General features: G+C 43.4%; 9 protein-coding genes and 1 pseudogene. 2 read left to right on the top strand and 8 right to left on the bottom strand.

Annotated features, from left to right (window positions below):
- Positions 1-18: 18 nt before the first annotated feature.
- From WC743_RS11585 to WC743_RS11565, 5 genes are all read right to left on the bottom strand, one after another.
- Entirely contained in the window at positions 19-2199 is a 2181-nt protein-coding gene (locus tag WC743_RS11585; RefSeq protein WP_373012149.1) for a hypothetical protein, read from the bottom strand.
- 68 nt (positions 2200-2267) lie between these two features.
- A complete protein-coding gene (locus tag WC743_RS11580) occupies positions 2268-3026 on the bottom strand; it encodes a DUF3823 domain-containing protein (RefSeq protein WP_373012147.1) in 759 nt (252 codons plus the stop codon).
- Between the two features lie 10 nt (positions 3027-3036).
- Positions 3037-4950 carry a RagB/SusD family nutrient uptake outer membrane protein gene (locus WC743_RS11575; protein ID WP_373012146.1) on the bottom strand — a complete coding sequence of 638 codons (1914 nt, stop codon included), beginning with the start codon at positions 4948-4950 and terminating at the stop codon, positions 3037-3039.
- Between the two features lie 10 nt (positions 4951-4960).
- Entirely contained in the window at positions 4961-8107 is a 3147-nt protein-coding gene (locus WC743_RS11570; protein ID WP_373012145.1) for a SusC/RagA family TonB-linked outer membrane protein, read from the bottom strand.
- Positions 8108-8317: 210 nt separating this feature from the next.
- Positions 8318-10882 (bottom strand): hypothetical protein, encoded by a 2565-nt coding sequence (locus WC743_RS11565; RefSeq protein ID WP_373012144.1) that lies wholly within the window; start codon positions 10880-10882, stop codon positions 8318-8320.
- Positions 10883-10909: 27 nt separating this feature from the next.
- On the opposite strand from WC743_RS11565, the gene WC743_RS11560 reads away from it, so the two are divergent.
- Positions 10910-11056: a hypothetical protein gene (locus tag WC743_RS11560; protein ID WP_373012143.1), complete on the top strand. Its 147-nt coding sequence runs from the start codon at positions 10910-10912 to the stop codon at positions 11054-11056.
- 126 nt (positions 11057-11182) lie between these two features.
- Entirely contained in the window at positions 11183-17602 is a 6420-nt protein-coding gene (locus WC743_RS11555) for an alpha-2-macroglobulin family protein (RefSeq protein WP_373012142.1), read from the top strand.
- Between the two features lie 44 nt (positions 17603-17646).
- On the opposite strand, the gene WC743_RS11550 is transcribed toward WC743_RS11555, so the two are convergent.
- The 3 genes and pseudogenes from WC743_RS11550 to WC743_RS11540 form a co-directional block, all read right to left on the bottom strand.
- Positions 17647-18687 carry a family 43 glycosylhydrolase gene (locus tag WC743_RS11550; RefSeq protein WP_373012141.1) on the bottom strand — a complete coding sequence of 347 codons (1041 nt, stop codon included), beginning with the start codon at positions 18685-18687 and terminating at the stop codon, positions 17647-17649.
- Between the two features lie 15 nt (positions 18688-18702).
- Positions 18703-20766, bottom strand: coding sequence for a beta-L-arabinofuranosidase domain-containing protein (locus WC743_RS11545; protein WP_373012140.1), 2064 nt, complete (start codon positions 20764-20766; stop codon positions 18703-18705).
- A 10-nt stretch (positions 20767-20776) separates the two neighbouring features.
- Positions 20777-21169 (bottom strand): annotated as a pseudogene (locus tag WC743_RS11540) (beta-galactosidase); the annotation flags it as partial.

The following is a 21169-nucleotide window of genomic DNA, read 5'->3' as shown; positions in this document are numbered from 1 at the left end:
CTTAAACCAACTCAATTCTCACCAACTTAAGTTAACCTTAACACCTTCGGGGTTATTTGCAAACCCAAGGTATACTGTTTTTGAAGAGGCATCCCATGATGTTTTAACATCTGTAAGCGCTTGCCCGTTAGCGTCTGTAACCTTCGTTACTTTAGGCTGGGCAGGCAGCAAAACACGCATGCTATTCAGCGTTTTAATTGGGCTCTTTACAATAAACGAATAAGTTTTTCCTTCTATTTTTTCGTCAGATGCCCTTGCAGCTGCTGCTAAAACCTGCGGCTTTGTTTTATCGGGCACCCTGTTTACATTATATAAAAGTGCCTGTTCGCCGGGGTTGATGGTCTTTTCTGCAAGTACCGGCAGTTGCGGGTCAAAAAGATCTATAACAGGGCCTTTAATAACATATGGCTTTGTTTCCGGGTTCTCGTCAAGTACAGCAATAACATCATAAGGGCCGCGCTCCAGGTAAAGGCTGTTTTTAAACATTAGCTTACCTGCTTTGGCATCGTTCTCATAGCCTTGCTTTACAATGTCAACGAATTTTGAATCGGCATTGGCATCAAGCACATATTCTTTTGGGTTTTGCCTTACCACATAAACCGTTCCTTTACCAACGTTATATTTTTCTTTGGCTGGAGATGGGTAGATATTCAATAATTTGAACAGATGCTGCGAAGGGGCAGTAAATTTGTTCCCTTTGGTATTCCACCATTCCATTACCGATTGGTAAGGATCATCATCGCGGCCACAATAAATAAGTACACCGCCCTGTTTAACCCACTTTGCCAGTGCAGCATGCACCTCTGGTGTTACCGGTTTCATATTGGAGTAACTTACTACCAAAACCTTTATATTTTTTAACGAAGTTGCGTACGACAGGTTTTCCATGTGCACTGTTTGCACCGGTACACCACGTTTCAGCAACGGCAGTGTTTGGCCATAAAAGTTTGAGAATTGCGGATCTTCAAACCCGTTATGCGTAGGAAAGCGTTGGAACATTAATGAATTACTCATGAGTACACCAATACCGTTCACACCCGTAACCGCGCCTTTTGTGGCGGGCATGCTGTTTAGGGCATTTACCATTATTTGCATCTGGGTGGAGTAGTACTGAGGTATCAGCACCTTCTCGTTACTATTGGCCACCTTGTATGGGTGCGTATAGATCCGTTCGGGCCACGGCATTACTTCGTAATCTGCAACCATCGGGTATAAAAGCTTGGCTGTAAATGTTGCCTGGTAATTCTTTTTGTAGTCGCTCCAGTCGCGCGGCCAGTCTTCTATCGGGTCGGTCAGGAAAAACATTTTACGGCCTGTTGGAGCTGTCATGGATACCATGGAGCCATATTCAAGAAACGCGTTCTCAAATACGCGTTCTTTTTCTTTGCCATTAAAGTATGTTGGTTCGCGCGAGGTACCCGTCCATACCTGGGCAATGTAACCGTCAATACCCGGCAGGGATGCAAGGCTTGCTTCGGGACTAACAATTTTCCATGACGAATAATTTACCAGCGAATGTGTGGCAATAAACACCTTAATATTCATGCCTTTGCTTTTACCGTAAGCTTTGGCATAATTTGATGTCTCTTTAATAGCTTCGTAATACAGGTGATATTTTAACTTGCTGGACAGGTACGTGTTCTCTGCCGATTCGTGCTGTGGTTTCCAGGGGAAGCCGTAATATTTCTGCCATTCTTCTTTGAAGGGGGCGCTGTACCCTGCCCTTGCCCAAAACTCGGGCTCTTCTAAAAATATATTGGTTATCCCGGCATCTATTACCCGCTTAATTACAGCGGTTTTCATGTACTCGATAAATGATTTTACCGGCACTACATAAGGCATATCCTTACCATGAAAAATGGTATCACCCTTTTGAGTAACCTGCCCCACACCCAGATGGTTTATGCCATCCCATTTGCCTAAAAAGTAGTCTTTATAATCGCCCCAGGCAATCCCTGTCATAAAATGTGTTTGGTAACCGTGATCGCGCCATGATTTTACACGCTGCTCAAAGGTCATCCCTTTACGGTCATTAACGCCATATACTATGGCAATGTCAGATCGTACATCAATTTCGGGCATCCAGGGACTACTGGTTTGAAACGCGGTTTTCTCTTTGCTTTTTGCAGCCGGTGTACTCTGTGCATAAACGCCTAAAGAAAGCGCTGACAAGCAGCAGGATAGTAAAATGTTTTTCATAGGTATTTGTAGATAAACCTGCTTAAGCACCTTTTAAAACAGATACTTAAGCAGGTTGGTATAGTGTATTAAGGAACGGTTACCGTTTTAACATCGGTATAATTATAATATTTAAGTCCGTAATTAGTACGGGCGCCTACCCTTATAAAATATTCTCTTTGTGTTGGCAGCGGCCCGCCTTTTGTAGTAAGGGTAATAGTTTGGCCTAATTGAGCGTTAGCGGCTGATCCGTTATAGTCTATCTGAGGCGAATAACGGTTATCAAAGTTATTATTGCCAACAAACTTATTTGAGTTTATAAACAAATGCACATCCGTAATATCCTGCTGAAATGCCGGGTCGGTAGTGCCGCGGGTCATTTTAAAGCTGGCCGTTACCGTACCATCTGCATTTTTAACAGGCTCGCCCACCCACTCAATCCTCAGGAATGGCTCAACCGAAAAGTTAACGGTTGTTGTTCCTTTAATTTCAACGGTCTGGCTCTTGTCAACAATGGTGGCGCCGGTTGCATCTGTTTGTACCAGCGGTACAAAGGCACCTTCGGCACTTATTTTATTGGTACCCTTAAATAGTTTGGTATAATTAAAAGTACCATCCTGCATTGAAGCAATATAAAATGGTGTTGGGTTATCGCTCCAGCTGGTTTCAAGCAGTTTAATCCGGGTACCACCGCCGCCATTTTCAGTTTGCAGTGTTTTACTTGTACCGGCATCAATTACGCTGCCATTAAGAGTTTCATTGGGCTGTTCGTAATTATCTAACTTTTTGCATGAGCTGCCGGCAACAGCAACCAGGCAAACAGCAATTACATATATTATCTTTTTCATTGTTGTATAATTAATAACCTGGGTTTTGAATTAACTTTTGACTTTTTTGGATCTCTCCGTTTGGTATTTCTTCGTAATACCAGCGTACATCAAATGTGTAACGGATGTTTCTTTCGTCGGTACGGGCATCAAAGAAGTACTTTTTATCGTTTGCAGAATAGAAAGGCATCAACACCCTGTAAATGGTTGAATTTTGCTCGCGGTCTGCAGTTCTCCATCTGCGCATATCCCACCATATTTTGTTTTCAAAGCCAAGTTCTTTCCTTCTTTCGTTGCGGATAACATCAACGCTACCTATGGCCGCGGCGCTGGTTAACATATCGGCACCTGCTCTTTCGCGGATCTGGTTTATCGCGGTAAAAGCTTCCTGCAGATAGCTCTTATCATTCTGGCCTAAAGCATTTAACTCATAAGCTGCTTCGGCGCGGTTTAATAATACTTCGGCGTAACGTATTTCTATCCAGGTTTGGTCTGAACGGTTTTCAAGTACTTCAGAGGTTGGCTTATCAGGCACCAGGTATTTGCGCACCGAGAAACCTGAGATTGCGCACGTGCCATCGCCTGTAAAAATACCGCTTAAGCCTGCCGGGTTCATTGTTGTACCGTCTGGCAATTTATACGGTGACTGATTAGCATTAGATGACTGTACGATATTAGTAGTAGGATAATTTGCTGCTGAGCCTGCCGGTAAAAGCGGACTTATTCCGCCAGCCGACGCGCCTGTATAAATACCACGACGGATCTCTATACTCTGGCCCTTGAACTGATCACCAGGCAGGATAACTGTTGCCCGTAAACGTGGTTCGGCATTGGCAAACAAATCCATAGTAGTATTGTACAGATCATATTTGCCGCCTGTCATGGTTTTAATGGTACCATCAGCGTTTTTAGGCAGGCCATCAAACAGTTCAACAAAGTTAAGCGTAGGGTTAACTTCTGATGAATAGCCATTGGCGCCCATTAGCTGGCGCGGCACATTATATGAATCATATCCATGAACTGATTCAGGGTAGTGATACTCGCGTACAAAAATATTTTCGGTGCTTGCAGCATCAAAAAACATGTTAACAAAGTTTTGATACTGGGCATCTTTATCGCCGGCTGCCCACACTTTTTTGTAAAGGGTATATTTACCATCTAACAATACGGCAGCATCATAAGCCGCTTTAAAGTAAGTAACAGCTTTTGTAGATGGGATACCACACACTCTGTTTCCTGCTCCATCAACAAGGTTTATCTGGTTATACTTAGCTATTGAACCCGCATACAGCATTGCCCTTGATTTAAAGGCTGCCGCTACATACTTGTTTGCACGGCCTGCCTGGTTTGTTTCAGACATGTTTGCATATGCAAAATCAAGGTCCTGCGCTATGTAGTCATATACCGCATCTTCTGAGGAACGGGCAATATTCAGGTCGTCTACATTAGAGGTTGGAAACTCCAGCACCTTGTCAACAATTGGCACACCGCCATAACGTTTCACGAGGGCAAAATAAGTAGCGGCGCGTATAAAGCGGGCCTCACCTAACCAGGAATTAACTTGTGCCGGGGTGTAGGTAGCTGCGTATTTAGGCATGTTATCTAAAAAGTAGTTAACATCCCTTATCAGCTTGTAACAATCGCTCCATGGCGACTCATTCACATTCTCCTGCATAGCGCCCCGTTGGTCGCGGCTTAATGCCTCGCCGGTGACGGCAGGGAACGGACTGATGATCCAAAAGAAGTTCAAACCCCTTTCAGGAGAATACCTAAAATCTTCTATTGGTAATTCGGCATATATACGGGCCATATAAGCTTGTATACCACCGGTGCTTGTAAAAACGTCTTTATCCTGTATAATATTTATAGGAGGTACGTCGAGCTTTTTACAGGCTGTTGTCCAGCATGTTAAAAGGCAGATGAATATATATATGATCTTTTTCATGATGTTGATTTTATAGCTTAACATTTACGCCTAATGAATACGTTTTATTAAGTGGATACAGGTAACCATAGGTGCTTGACGGGTGTTCGGGATCAAGGTATTTTACCCCGGTAAAGGTTAGGAGGTTATACCCATTCATAAATATCCTTACGCCTTTTATGCCTAATTTTTTGGCAACGTTTGCTGATATGCTGTACCCGATCTCGGCAGATTTTAGCCTTACATATGATGCATCCTGGATGTTAAACTTAGAGTTTACATCGGCAGTGGTGCCGGTTAAAGCATATTTGCCGGGTACCCAAACGGTATTTGGATTGTATGGGTCGGCATTCGGATCAGCCGGGTGATACCTGTCTAAAAACATCTCGAGTGCACTGCCACCACCCCATAGTGGTATGTTCAGCTGCTCTATGTAGGATACAGTTACGCCTGTTGCGCCTTGCCATACCGTGTTAAAATCAAAGCCTTTGTATGAAGCGCCAATGGTTAAGCCAAAGTTTGTTAGCGGTGCACTGTTATATGCTATTGGATGCACATCGTCACCGTTTATCTGGCCATCGCCATTCCAATCCTCATAAATGTAATCACCTACCACAGCGTTGCGCGATACAAATTGCGAGCTGTTCAGGATGTCCTGATAGCTGCCGTACTGGCCGGCTGCACCGGTTCCCCAATAAATGTTGTTCCAGCGGTTATTTTGATTGTTGTGGTAGTTTAGCTGCGAGTTACCAAATTGCGATTGCACCACAGTACGGTTTTGCGTACGGGCGAAAGCAACATTTCCTTTCAAATAATAATTAAAAGCCCCAATATGGCTGCGGTGGCTTAACTCAACCTCGAAACCCTGTGTGCGGTCGCTGTTAAGGTTTTCCTGTGGCAGATCTGCACCTACAACGCTTGGCAAACTTAATGCCTGGGTAGCCAACAAGCCATTTCTATCTCTCCTGAAAACGTTTACAGTTGCACCCAACAGGCCGTTCCATGCTTCCAGATCCACCCCGATGTTATAGGTTTCTGCATTAAACCAGGTAAGATTGGAATTGGCAATACCCAGGCTTTGTACGCCGTTTACAAACGAACCATCAAATACAGAACCCGGAGGCATTTGGTTGTTTGACCCATTTGACGGATAGCGGTAGCCTGTAAGAAATTGGTAAGCCAATGCGGAATCATCACCCACTTTACCGTAAGAAGCTCTCAACTTCAGATCGTTAATAAATGATAGTGCCGATGAATTTTTCCAGAAACCTTCCTGAGATATCCTCCAGCCCAAAGACCCTGCCGGAAAGAAACCCCAGCGTTTTAGCGGAGAAAATCTTGATGAACCATCATCCCTGAAGCTAAACTCAGCAAGATATTTTGATTTATAGTTGTAGTTGATACGGCCAATAATTGATTTATTTACATAGTTGTAAATATCTCCTGAGTTAGATGACCCTAACTGATTCTCGCTGCTACCTGAGAATAGCTGATCGACAGCTAAGGCAAGTTCACGCTGCGCGTAAAAATTATCCTGCTGGCGGTTATTTTCTTCATATAACAATAAACCGGTAAAGCTGTGGTTACCAAAGCTACGGTCATAGTTTAACGAAAGCTGCATTAAAGTACCCGGCCGTTCAAAAAACTCCCTGCGGAATGTTGCCGGTGTTTGATTAGGTACAGCCAAATACATATCAGTATTTGCATCGTAATTATATTGGTTATATGATTTTTGATATATCCTGTTGCTTGAGCTATAATAGTCATAACTGAACAGGCCTTTAGCACTTAAGCCCTGTACAAACGGCACAGTGTATGTGGCAGATACCTGCGACTGAAACCATTTGTTATTATATACCCTGTAACCGTTAACATCTGCATCAGCAAGCGCAACCGGGTTACTACCATCTACTTCGCCTACATTTAAGTAATCGGGATTATTATTGGCATAAATAGACTGGGTTGGCACCTGCCTCCAGAAAGACCTGATGATCCACCAGGCATCCTGATAGGGCTGGTTTTTCTGATCCATAGTACCGTTAAGGTTCAGATCAACAGTTAGGTTCTTATTTATCCTGGTAGAAAGGTTTGACCGCAGGTTGTATCGTTTGTAATTCAAATCATCACTTCGCAGAAAACCATCCTGTTTAGTAATACCCATACTAATAAAATAGTTGGTGTTCTCGTTACCACCCGTTGCATTTAGGTTATGCTGCGATTGTGGCACGCTCCCTTTAATAACCGGCGTATACCAATCTGTGCTGGTTCGGGTACCGTTGTTAAATGCATCAAAATCAGCCTGCGAGAATTTTACCTGCCCACCGTTTACGTTATGCAGCAATTGCTCGTTTACAAGGGTCATAAAATCGGTTGCACCTACTGCTTTAGGCAAGCCCGATGGTACCTGAAAGCCATAATTACCGGAGTAATTTAGCTCCAGCGATCCTTTTTTGCCTTTTTTGGTTGTAACTAATATTACACCGTTTGCCGCACGCACACCGTAAATAGCGGCAGAGGCATCTTTCAAAACAGATACGCTTTCAATATCATTTGGATCAAGACGGGTAATATTGTCCCGTGGAACGCCATCAATTACCACCAGTGGGTTACCAAAACCCCGGATACTGAATGAGTTATCAAACGAACCGGGTTCTGCAGAGTTTTGTGTAACACGTAAGCCTGCAACTTTACCGGTAAGTGAGTTTAAAACGTTCTCGTTTTTTGTGGTTACAATCTCGCTGTTGTTAACTGTAGCCACTGAGCCGGTAACGGTAACTTTCTTTTGTGTACCATAACCCACCACAACAACTTCATTTAAATTAGAAGAGCTTTGCAATAAGGTTACGTTCACAGTTGGCTGCGTTGTTACGGCAATCTCCTGCGGGGTGTACCCTAAAAAGGAAAATTGGAGGGTTTGGCCGGAATTTACGTTGATGGAATACCTTCCGTTTACGTCCGTTATAGAAACGGCGCCGGTCTCTTTGATTTTTACGGTAACACCCGGAAGCGGCCCGGCGTTGTCTGAAACTCTCCCTGTAAGAGTTTTGCTTTGTGCGAAAGAGGAGCTGTAAATTAGTACAAACAGCAAGGATAGCATACAGCACTGTAAAGCTTTCCTCAATTTCGCACCATAATGAATGCCATGGCATTCACCATAATTAGTAAAATTTTCATCCATAGGTTAATTGGTTAAACTGGTTTATAAATTGCCGGCAGTGATCAAAGCAGGTCAGGCTCTGAGTTAACCGGTGAACAAGTATAGATGAGGGTGTATTAAAAGAAGGGTTAAAAAAAGGGTTAATACAGCTATAAATTTCATTAACCGCAATAAATTAACCCAATTATTAAGCGATGGAGCTTAAAAACGGCACAGGAAGTACAAAACGTTCTATTTACAAATTTTATCGAAATGTACGGGGTACTCGCTATCTAGTGACTTTTTGTAGTCGGCGGTAAACTCTTCGTATACCTTTTTAGCAAAATCGACACCTTTAAACCGTCTGAGAGATTTTAACTTATACTTTAAAGCAATATCATTAAAAGGGTCAATTGCCAGCGCTACCCGCGACAGCTCAAGCGCCCTTCTATATTCGCCGGCTTCGTAAATTTTCTTTATCCCGGGTTGCAATAGCTCCAGGAGGATCTCCTCAAACTCAACCTTTACTTCGTCAAGCCAGGGTTCGGGTACATCATGAAGCAAACCACCGCGCGCGAATAGGTCAAACTGATCTGTAAGAAATTGTTCCGGTATTAATTGATGTTCACGGATACAATGGATAGCACCGGTTATTTCAAAATAATCACAAAAGAAATTGTCGTTTATTATGAACCGGTAAGTATCGTTTGTAAAAGCAAGCTCTAATCCATCAATATCTGAAACGATGTTCCTCAGGTGGTTTATAGTAACCCCCCTTATGTTTTTTGTTTTGATGATATCTTTTTCGGGCCATAATGTGGTAGATATCTTTTTAGATACCACGCCATGCCCGTCTTTGCTGTTCAATAATATAAGAATGAACAGTTGTTTGATCTTAGGACTGAACAGATAGGTAATGTTCTTACCTGCTTTATTATATGCGGTAAATTCGCCCAGCAAATAAACAGCGTTAGGTTTACTATCGGGTTCTTTCTTTTGATTATAAAACCCGGGTTGCAAATCATCATCTGAAATAACTTCAGGAACCTGTTTTTTTCTCCGCCGGATAATGTACCATAAAGCAAGGGCGGTTATTACAAGGACAATCGCAATAATAAGATATACATACAGCCTGTTTAAACCAGCTTCGGCAGGCCGCTGCGAACTCAGATAAACCTGTTCGCTTACCGGCGGGGAGACCAGCGTATAGATGCGGATGGTTGATCGTTCCGGCGATACAAACTCTTGCGCCGTACAAATAAATTCACCCTGGCCGGTATTGTAAAACAGGTTAAAATCGCTTTCTATACGTTCGGAAGTGACGGGGATTGTACCACTCACTACCTGGTATGACCCGTCCTGCATAGAAAACTTATACAGCCTTAAATTTGTTTTTGGCTTTTCATGCGGGTAACATAACGCATAAAAATATTTCTTATCCGCAGAGATGATCAGGTTATTGGCAGATACAAAAGGTTCCTCACCCGGTTTAATTTCCCAAAGCTTTTTAATGGTGTGTGTAGTGAGATTAACCCGGTATAGATCATAAAAATGCCTTCCGCCTACAATTTGATTGCCCGATTCGTTACCGTATCCTCCAAATATATATACATTGTTTTGCTCATCTGCCTGGCTGCTGCCCGAGAAGAAACGGGGTAAAATTGTGTCGCCCTTAAACGGGATTTTTACCCATCGGTCATTCAGTTGCTCATACTTAAAAAAGTCGTTATGATAGGAGAATGAGCCATAGCCTCCAAACAGATAAAAATTGCCCTGCGCTTTATCATGAAAAATATTGTGATGATGCCTTTGCTCCTTTAAAGGCCCCTTGCCAATGTACTCCCACGTAAGGGTATTAAGGTCGAGCGAAGCGATACTGTGCATTGTATCCGGTGGCAATACTTCATATACATAGCACTTATTTTGTATTGTATTGACGATGCTTTTTCCCAGTAAGAGCTTTACGGGCAACTTGTTTTGATAAGGCTTACCGCTTACATTGTCTGTTTGCATATTGTAACGGATTACAGAATCCGTTTTAAATACAAATAGTGATTGCTGATTGACGTCGAAATTTAAACCTGCTACTTCATTAAACGTCCGTTGGAATTTTGGCGTCCAAAAATACGAGTCGTTGATGAGCCAGGAAGGATGATCTACAAAACCCTGTATCTTGCCATCGCTGTCATGTACAGCAGTTCCCTTCCATTCGTCAAGCGGGAAAAAGTGTTTTTCGCTGTCGTCACTTATAGCAAGATTCTTGATAGCCATGTTAGGTACGTCAGAATAGTGCGGATTTTTGCCAAAAGTTATCCTGGGTGTTATCTGATCCTGAAAGGCGAAACCTTTTGCCCTGTACCATTTCCCGTTCACCAAAACACTTACAGTGTTCGCCGTTAAATTAATGTCGGCTTTTACCTTGAACCATTTACGTTTTTTTAGTTGAGCGGCTTCAAGAGGGATCTCTATCTTATTACTCTTACTGTCAATGTTAAAATTTAACGTAGGTGAGCCGTTGTGATTAAAGATATAAGTAAGGCTATACGAGTTATTGCGGTTATCAATAATATTGAAAACGTAACCAAGATGGTCATTATCCCACAGGGAAAGGTCAAAGCTTATTATTAAATGATTATGAAAGGTTGGCTGTTCCCGGGCAAAAACTACGTAGGACGTACGTTTGCTCATTAAACTGTCGTTGGAGTTAAACTGCAAGCCCTGTGCTTTGCCCTGTAAACCAGGCAGTAAGAAAATTAACAGACAAACGGCTTTACATACTGTTTTAGGCAGTAACAAATACCTTTTAAGCACTTCCATTATGGCCAGCGGACAATAGTTTATAACATGAATCAGCTTGTAAAGTTAGTTTATTTTGATGGTGCAAAAAAGCAGAGTTTATATGCTACCTTCTTTAACTATTCATCCATATGGTTACGCTTTAAACACACCGTTGATGTTTTTATGGTTTCTGTATTATCCATAACTGTTTAAGTTTAAAAAAAATAAAAAAATTCATCTTCCTTATGGAAATGGGATATGATGTGCATCATATAAATATTAAACGCATTAATAATCAATTATATTAATTTTATAACCGCCTCTCATATCCTTAACCTTATGCCTTTACAACTTCTTCCCATCCAGAAATACTTCCTGATCATTTGTCTCTCTCTTATCATTCAACCGGCATTTGCCCAGGACTACCAGGGTATTATTTACAAAATAGATTCATTGGCGGCTGTAGGTTTACCAAAGTCGGCCATAAAAGAAGTTGATAAGCTGGATGCTTTCGCCCGGAAAAACAACAATGTGCCGCAGCAGGTAAGGGCTGCCATTTATCGCATGACTTTTCAATCGTACACCGAAGAGAGTGCCCTGGCCGCTATAATTACGCGTTTGCAACAGGATATTGAACAGGCTAAGTTCCCGGTAAAACCAGTGCTGCAATCGCTGCTGGCCGATACCTACTGGAAATATTACCAGCAACACCGCTATAATTTTGTTAATCGTACCCGTTTAACCAAACCAGATGCCGACTTTACCAAGTGGGACCTGCAAACTATTGTCACCGAGACCAGTCGTTTGTATCGGCTATCCTTATCAGAATATAAAATGGAGCAAAATACACCCATTAGCCTGCTTGATGGGGTACTATTGGGCGATAAAACCACCCGTTATCTGCGCCCAACTTTATACGATATGCTGGTACAGCGCGCCCTTGACTTTTACCTGTCAGAAGAACCCGCCCTGTTAAAACCCAGGTCGCCGTTTATTTTGAATGATGCAGCTCTTTTTGGTGATAGTAAGACATTTGCCGGGTTAACCATTACTACAACCGATACCGCATCTACCTGGTATACGGGCATTAAATATCTGCAACAGGCTACAGCATTCCATCTTCAAAATAATGAGCAGGAAGCCGCGGCGGATCTTGATTTGCAACGCCTGCAGTTTTTATTCAGTAAAGCCAGTGTCCAAAATCAAGACTCGCTATACCTTTCTGCGTTGCGACAAATCGCTGTAAATTATTCGGCGAAGCCCATTAGCAGCGAAGCCGTAATGTTGCAGGGAGTGTACTACCAAACCAGGGATAGCTTAAATACCGCCCGGTTGTACTATAAAAAAGCAGCCCTGGCGTACCCAGAAAGCTTAGGCGGCAAAAATGCTAATGCTTTTATAGGGCAGATAGAATCGAAGTCCCTCTCAGCAACTGTTGAGAAAACAAATGTGCCCGGCAAGCCCTTGCTGGCATTGATCAGCTATAAAAATATTACTGCGGCCAGTATCATTTTGTACCGGTTATCAATAGCACAGTCTATTAAATATACAAACGGTAAAGACGCAACGCGGGCCGATATCCTTAAAAAGTTAACGCCGGTACAAAGCCACCAATATCAATTACCACAAGTTAGCGATTACCGTAACCACACTACCGAAGTTAAGCTGGATGCTTTACCTCCCGGAAATTACATCCTAAAGATTAAGGATGCGGCATCTGATGCGAAAACACTGACCGGTGTAAACGAGTTCAGGCTAAGCAATCTGGCTTATAGTGCACGCACTACTCCGGATAACAAAACTGAATTGCTGGTAATGAACAGGGAAACCGGTGCCCATTTAAGTGGCGTGCAGGTGATCTTAGCCGGAAAGTATTTTGGATATAAAGATTCTGCAAGGGTAAAATCATGGATAGATATTGTGGAAAAAAGCACGACCGGAAAAGAAGGCATTTTTGCCACCAACAGGCCTGTTTCCAACAATGTTTCGATCACCTTACGGATAAAGGGCGATACTTTGATTGACGAATCTAAATACATTGTTGGTGCGAGTGGCTCGTCTGCAGATGACAACGACACTACGGACAAAACCGTTTTATTTACCGACAGGCAGATCTATCGTCCCGGGCAGATCATATATTTTAAAGGGCTTCAATTACAAACCTTCGGTAGTAAAAGCAGGATAATGCCGGGTATGGATGCCGAGATTAAATTCAATGATGTTAATGGTAAAGAAGTAAGCAAACTGAAGCTGAAAACCAATGAGTATGGCACATTTGCGGGCAGTTTTGTTATCCCGCAAACTATGCTGGGTGGTGCTGTGGAACTGGAAACCGACGATGGGTCGGTATCGGTACAGGTAGAAGAATATAAACGCCCAACGTTCCAGGCGGAGTTTTTGCCTGTTAAGGATAGCTACAAGCCAAATGATTCGGTAACTGTAAAAGGTGCTGTAACCGCTTTCTCCGGTTATGGTTTATCGCAGGCCAGGGTGGCTTATCGCATTGTGCGCACAGAAAATTTAGTGTATGCTGATCAAACAGGCGAGCAAATGTACAGGTACATACAGCCGGTGATTACCGAAATTAAATCGGATACCATAATAACAGATGATCAGGGCAAGTTTAATGTAAAATTCAGAGCTGTTACCGGGGCAAAAACTACGGGTGTAAACAGCTATAACTATGCTATTACGGCTGATATTACTGACGCCAGCGGCGAAACCAGGTCTGCACAAACATCGATAACTATTGGCAAAAACAACATCGTGATCAATGCAGATGTGCCTAACCGGCTTTTCGCCAAGGATACCATGAGATCAGCAATAAGAGTAAATAATTTGAATGGCCAATCACAAAAGGCAGACGTGAAAGTGGCCATTTATGCTTTACAAAACCCCGACAAAGTATTCAAGGCCAGGCTTTGGCCGATACCTGATCAATTCAGCATCAGCAAAGAAGAATTTAAAAAGGATTTCACGGAGTATGCTCACGCGAAAGAAGACATGTTTGCAACGTGGGTAACAATTAAACAGGTCATCAACTTAAACCTGAGTGTAGATGAAGAAAAACCGGGCATAGTAGACCTGAAAAATTTACGGAACCAGTTGCCAGGTGTGTATCGGATGGTAATTAGCGCACGCAATGCCATGGGAGATACCACTTCAATTACCCGTTATGTTGATCTGATAGCGCAACCGGGTAAACCGTCATCCATTAACAATTGGGTGGTGCCGGTAATAAACAATGTTAAACCGGGCCAAAGCGCTGAGTTTTTAGTGGGTATAGACCAAAATGTAGCCGTATTGATGGAGCACTATAACGGCACAAAGCTTATATCATCTAAATGGGTTACAATTGAAAAGGGGCAGCAAAGCATTAAAGTTCCGGTAGCTGCGGGGGACAAACATCCCGCTGTTCAGTTTTTGATGATGTACCAAAACAGGCTTTATAACAGCTATCAGAAGATCAACGTTATTAATCCTGATAAAAGCCTGAAACTGAAATTCCTTACCTTCCGCGATAAGCTGCAGCCTGGTGAAAAAGAACAGTGGAAACTGCAGATAAGCGACTATAAGAACGAAAAGCAATCGGCAGAGCTGCTGGCGGGCTTATATGATGCGTCATTAAATGACCTTGCCCCGGCTGCAAACTGGGAACAGGCAATCGGCGGGAATGCTGTATATCAGCCTAATTATTTCATGTGGAACTATTTTGATTTTAACCAGGCATCAATTACCAATCCGCTGGCATACAATAATTTGTATTATACCAGGCAAACACGCGATTACGAAAAGCTAAACCTGTTTGGCTATGATTATTATGGCGGGTACAATGTTGGGTATCACAATTATTTAGCCAAGGCCAAACAAAACCTGCTGTATGCAGAGAATGATAAACTGATAGAAGCTAATTATCAAAAAAATGCTGCCCTTATTAAAACCGGCTATGATGTTACCGGCAAAGTACTGGGTGCAGAGGATGCAATAGCGCTTCCGGGTGTAATGGTAACCATTAAAGGTAGGGGTATTGGCACCATGACAAATTCCAAAGGTTTCTTTAAGATAAAAGTACCGGTAAACGGTGTGCTTATATTTACCTATTTAGGCTATAATGCTAAGGAGTATGCAACATCAAAAAGAGAGAATATTGCCATTCGTTTAACAGCTAACAATCAAATGCTGAATGAGGTGGTGGTTGTAAGCTATGTAGCACAACAAAAAAAAGCTTTAGGTTTTGCATCAACAAGTATGGTTTTGCGGGAAATCCGAACAAAAAGCAGCGTAAGAGTAAATGGTAAAGACTTTGAGAGCTCAGCTGCAGATATGTCGTTCGTTTCAGGTAGAGTACCCGGCGTGCAGATTCATTTAAGGGGCCAAAGTACACTCTCAGAACGGAAAGGCAGCGTACACTCGCCTAAACCAATCTCAATCCGTACCAACTTTAACGAGACAGCATTTTTTTACCCACAGCTCCACACCGATAGCAAGGGGCAGATCCTGATAGAATTTACCATTCCGGAAGCTTTGACTAAATGGAAATTCAGGGCATTGGCACACACTAAAGAATTGCAAACCGGTTATACCGAAGAAGATGTAGTAACACAAAAACAGCTGAGCATAAGCGCCAATACGCCCCGTTTTTTACGCGAAGGCGATACCCTAACCATATCTGCAAGGTTAGCAAATTTAACCGCCGGCCAGCTAAAAGGAAAGGTAAATATGCAACTGTTTAACGCGCTGAACATGCAACCGGTTACCTTGCTGCAACACCCCGCGGATGCCATGCAGAACTTTGAGATTGCCGAGTCTACCAATAAGGCCGTATCGTTTAAGATCATTATTCCACAGGGCTTGGACGCTTTAACGTACCGCCTTACTGCCGAAGCCGGCCAATACAGCGATGGAGAGGAGAACACCATACCCGTATTGCCAAACCGGATGCTGGTTACTGAGGCTATGCCAATGATGGTCCGCGCCGGGCAAACACGTGCTTTTACTTTTGATAAACTGCTGAATAATAAAAGCACAACTTTAAAGAGCAAGACCCTCACACTGGAATATACCCAAAACCCCGCCTGGTATGCCGTGCAGGCTATTCCTTATATGATGGAGTTTCCATATGAATGTTCCGAGCAAATATTTAGCCGCTATTATGCCAACACTATGGCCACCAAACTGGTAAACAGCATGCCGGTGATTAAACAAGTGTTTGACCAGTGGAAGATGGGCAACAGCCAAAGCCTGTTATCAAATCTTGAAAAAAACCAGGAGCTTAAGGCCACCTTATTAGAAGAAACCCCCTGGCTGCGCGATGCTGTAAATGAGACTGATCAAAAAAAACGCATTGCCCTGCTGTTCGATCTGAATAAAATGAGTAACGAATTACAGCTAAACTTAGATAAGTTGCAAACGCGCCAATTGCCAGATGGTGGCTTCCCCTGGTTTGCCGGCGACAGATCCGACCGCTATATTACCCAGCATATTTTAGCTGGGATAGGTCAGCTTTACCATTCAGGCACGGCCGATGATAAGAGTGCTGTGCTAAAAAGCATTTCTACGAGTGCCATAAAATATCTTGATGCCCAAATCATTAAAGACGAGGAGAGCGCAAAAAAAGCAAAGAATTATGAGACCCGGGATAATACCGCTACAGAGATACATGCCTGGTATACCCGCAGTTATTTTACAAATAAGCCTATGAGTCCTGCATTAAAAGCGGTATTCAATAATTATTTAAAACGTGCCGAAAAGCAATGGCTGTTTCAAGGCGTTTATGAGCAGGGCATGATAGCCCTTACCATGCAACGAAGCGGCAAAGCGGCAATTGCTAAAGCCATCATTAAATCTCTGATGGAAACCGCGCAGCAAAACGATGAAATGGGCATGTATTGGGCAAAAAACCAAAGGGGCTATTACTGGTACCAATCGCCGGTGGAGACGCAATCACTGCTGATAGAGTTAATGACCGAAGCTGGCAACAATAACAAGGCGGTTGAAGATATGAAAATATGGCTGCTGCGCAACAAACAAACCAATAACTGGAAAACCACTAAGGCAACCGCTGCCGCCTGCTATGCGCTGCTGTTAAAACAAGGCGACTGGCTATCGGCATCTAATACATCAGAAATTAAATTAGATGGTACCCTGCTTACCCAATTAAAGCCAGACATTACAGCCGATGCGGGCACCGGCTATTTAAAAACCAGTTGGGTGGATGACCAGATCAAGCCCGCATTGAGCAAGGTGGCTATCACCAATAATGGCAAATCTATTAGTTGGGGGGCAATGTACTGGCAGTATCTTGAGCAACTCGACAAGATCACCCCATCGCAAACCGATATTCATTTGGAGCGCAAATATTTTATCATGAAACAAACAAATGCCGGCCCGGTGGCCACAGCGGTAGATGCCACCCATCAGCCCAAAACTGGTGACCTCCTTAAAGTGATAGTTTACCTGAAAGCAGGCCGCGATTTTGAATATGTGCAGCTGAAAGATATGCGCCCGGCAGGTACCGAGCCGGTAACCGCCCTGTCCGAATATAAATACCAGGATGGGTTATATTATTACCAGGTCACTAAAGATGCAGCTACTAACTTTTTCATCAGCAATTTAAATAAGGGTAACTATGTGTTTGAGTATCAGCTAAGGGTAGCACAACCGGGTAATTTCTCTACCGGCGTAGCCACTGTTCAATGCATGTATGCCCCGGAATTTAATGCCCATAGTGATGGGTTAAGAATAGATTTTAAACCTTAATATAAGTCTTTATAAAAACAAAAAGTTGTCGCTTTGTGAATCACCTATTTATCAGTAGCCAAATAAAAGTTAAAGGGTTTGTCACGGTCGCAAACCAATGTGCCGCTACTAAACTCCAATTCGGCAGCGTGGATAGATGTCCTTTTTGACGAGTAAGTAAATGTGCCATCCTTGTCTAACCCGCCTTCATCCTGATGCGTTTTACGGCCCGGATGGGTAAAGTAAATAATATAGGCATGCCCGCCGCTTATAACCACATCGGCATGGGCGCCGGTTGGGGTATCCTCATTACGATGGCCAGGCTTATCAAGTATCAGCCCCTGGCGTTCCCATTCTTTGGCATCTTTTGACCGGTAAACACGCTGCCCCTGCCACTCGTCGGTTATCATCCAGTAATAATTTTTAAACCAAAAAACCTTTGGCCCCTCGTGCGCCTTTCCGCCAATTGCAGGCTTAGCAGCAACTTTCCAGTTAACCAGATCGCTGCTTACAGCCGTCATAGTAATACTCCCCAGCTTTTGATCTTTATACCACATGTGCCATTTGCCATCGTTAAGCTTAATCAAAGTAGGATCTATAATGTCGTGAGCAGGCAATTTAACAGGGCCAAGATATTTCCAGTCCCACAGGTTTTGGCTGGTGTAATGAACCAGTTGCGTTTTGCCGCCCCATTGGCTATATACACCGCGTATATAAACAACAAACATGTGGTAAGCCCCCTTGTGGTATATAACATCGGGGGCCCAAAAGGTATTCATCCCCCTTTCAAAGTCGAGGTTGAGCGTGCCTCTGTAAACCCAGCTATGGCCATTATCTTTTGAGGTGGCTACGCCTATTGCTGTGCCATAGCAAAATGCCACACCAGGCGATTGCACATTTGCCCTGCGCTGGGTGTAAAGCATGCTCCATTCTTTTTGCCCTTTATTATAAACCAAAACCGGGTCGGCAGCGCCGTCAAATATCGGGTCGCGGTACAAGGGTGATGGCGGCTGATATTTTATGCTGTCGGCTTTAGACTGTGCAATAGCAGCCGGACCTGCCATCATTAAAAGCAGCAAATAACCAAGCAATTTAATTGTCTTCATTATCGCTTATTTATTTCATTCTGCTACCGGGAATGACGAGATCCTTAACCTTGCACCACCCATAGGCACCAAAGTTAGCTGCGTTACAGGCTGGCCGTTTTTGATAGGGCTTTGCGGCAATACACTACATAAACCGTATTGATCTACCGTCCAACCGGGGATTTGTTTCCCTTTGGCCATAAGCTGTATTGGGGCACCGGTATTGGTAAACGGGTTATTGTCTTTAGGCCATGCACGGTGTATGACCTTAAAAGAGTTTTCGGGATGTTTTTCGTCAATTAACAATCCATAATTCCATGCCGAGGCAGGATGGATCTCGTACGATGGCCATTTTTCCGGATCGGCACCAGCCTGCCAGCGCGAATCGCCAATAGCCGTTTTCTTGCTATCTTCCTTAATGTATTTTTCATCGATCTTTAAAGAATAAGTTAGCGGGCCATAATTTACGCTCACACTATTTTTATTTTGCTCCCACTGGCGAACCTTTAATTGCATAGGCAGATGCAGTGTCACTTTGTCTCCATTTTTCCAGGTTTTAACCAGCCGGATATAATCGCCGGTTGAACTGTTTACCTTTACCGGAACACCGTTTATCTTAACCGATGCCCCATTACACCATGCCGGTACCCGCAGATACAATGGAAAGGAAATTGCTTTAGCAGCATTCACCGTAAAGTTTATCTGATCTTCAAAAGGGTACTTAGTGGTTTCGGTTATGCTAACTACAGTACCATTACCCACTTTAGCGCTAACTTGCCCCCCGGTGTAAAGTTGGGCTGCCAAACCATTATCAGGCGTAGCCATCCAGCTGTTCTCGGCATAGTAAACCCAACCGGCAGCATGGTTATGCTGGCAGCAGCGGCTGCTAAAAGGGTTCATCATCAAAAACGGCCCGCTATTATCAATACCCGGATTATGGTTTTTCCCGTCGCTGATAACCATGTTGGGTGCCGTTAAATACCGCAGCGATCTATAATCTGGCATAAAGGCCGCAGAAAAAGTGTTAAAGGCCACATCCTCGCAATTTTCAGCCCAAAAGCGGTCGCCGGTAATACTTAACAACATTTGGTCGGATGTCATTTGTTCTACCATGCCGCATGTTTCTACTGCCTGGCGCGGATCGTCATACCCCTTGCGGGCATTTTCGTCAGCTCCAAACATCCCACCTGGCACCTGCCCGTAAATAGTATGGATCAGTTTAAAGTCATTATAGGTTGCTGCCAGATCCTGAGCTTTATGGCTTTGCAGGGAAAAGATAGCCGGCTCCCTAAAGCATTGTGCAACGTTTACATTATGCCAGTTGGGAAGGTTACTGGCCTGGCGCCAGTCGGCGGTATTTTTATCCAGCTTGGTGGCCAGATCGAGTAAAAATTTATCACCGGTGCGGTTGTAAAGCCAGTACACACTCGTAATGTTATCGCCACCGCGGCTGTTCTCCCAGTAATCTTCCAATAACTTATCATCAGGCAGGGATAACTGATACTTAAAGTATTTGGTCATGAAGGGAATAACACGCGGATCTTTACTGTACTCATAATACGACTGCAGGCACCAAAGCATCGGCATATTGGTCCACAGATCGCGATTGCCTTTACGCTCAACTGCGGGACCAAAGTCGCCGTTATCCCGCTGATTATTTAGTACGGCATCAATCCAGAACTTTGCTTCGGCAATCATCTTTTTATCACCAAGCATATAGCCAATGTTGGCATATCCTTTAAGCCAGTAAGGCAGTTCTTCCCAGCCGTACTCGCCTTTGCCCTCTTTATTAAGCCATGCATTATTAGTTTTTGACAGCCAGATACTTATTTCTCCAAGGTTGCCGGTAAGCCCGTCGCGCTGTAGTTCCAATGCTTTTTTAAGCCAGCCACTCGCTTTAATACTTCCTACCGGCAGCTTAACAAAGTAGGCCTTTTGCAATGGTGCACGGTTACTTACATAATTGGCATTTATTTGGCCATTATCTATCTTTTTAAGCGCAATGGCCTTAATAGCCTGAGCCGATGATATTTCCATACCGGCCCAGTTGAATATCATTGATAAACAAACCAGCTTACCAATCTTGTTTAAATAGTTCATTCAGTAGTGTTTATTTTACTAACGCCGGATCATATAGTTTTACATGTTCCTGATGCAATTTTTCAACCGGCATTTTTATAAATTTCCGGTCGTAAGTTATAAAACCATTTACCTCACCCTCCACATCTGTAGTTTGTGTATACACAGCAGCCGAAAGGCCTTGCCTGATCAGTTCCTGCAACCTGTTGGTAAAGGTGATGTATTTTTTTAGGACATCATCGCCGTTCTTAAAATTCTGGTAACCCCAGTTTTTATTGGCCTGCCATATGTGGCCTTCAACCGGCCAGCCTAAACCGCCAAATTCGCCCAGCACTACCGCCATGTTTTTTCCAAAAATATCTGGCCGGGGCATAGCAGGGTTTGGATAATTGTGCAGGTCAACAATATGACCTGTTGTATAAAA

The organism is Mucilaginibacter sp. (genome assembly GCF_041660805.1).
In the GTDB taxonomy this organism is placed as follows: domain Bacteria; phylum Bacteroidota; class Bacteroidia; order Sphingobacteriales; family Sphingobacteriaceae; genus Mucilaginibacter.
This window is presented reverse-complemented; position numbering and strand designations above follow the sequence as displayed.

Coding starts and splice junctions, on each gene's coding strand:
- WC743_RS11580 (WP_373012147.1), bottom strand. CDS start 3,026: ATGAAAAAGATAATATATGTAATTGCTGTTTGCCTGGTTGCTGTTGCC.
- WC743_RS11575 (WP_373012146.1), bottom strand. CDS start 4,950: ATGAAAAAGATCATATATATATTCATCTGCCTTTTAACATGCTGGACA.
- WC743_RS11560 (WP_373012143.1), top strand. CDS start 10,910: ATGAATCAGCTTGTAAAGTTAGTTTATTTTGATGGTGCAAAAAAGCAG.
- WC743_RS11570 (WP_373012145.1), bottom strand. CDS start 8,107: ATGGATGAAAATTTTACTAATTATGGTGAATGCCATGGCATTCATTAT.
- WC743_RS11550 (WP_373012141.1), bottom strand. CDS start 18,687: ATGAAGACAATTAAATTGCTTGGTTATTTGCTGCTTTTAATGATGGCA.
- WC743_RS11555 (WP_373012142.1), top strand. CDS start 11,183: ATGCCTTTACAACTTCTTCCCATCCAGAAATACTTCCTGATCATTTGT.
- WC743_RS11545 (WP_373012140.1), bottom strand. CDS start 20,766: ATGAACTATTTAAACAAGATTGGTAAGCTGGTTTGTTTATCAATGATA.
- WC743_RS11565 (WP_373012144.1), bottom strand. CDS start 10,882: ATGGAAGTGCTTAAAAGGTATTTGTTACTGCCTAAAACAGTATGTAAA.
- WC743_RS11585 (WP_373012149.1), bottom strand. CDS start 2,199: ATGAAAAACATTTTACTATCCTGCTGCTTGTCAGCGCTTTCTTTAGGC.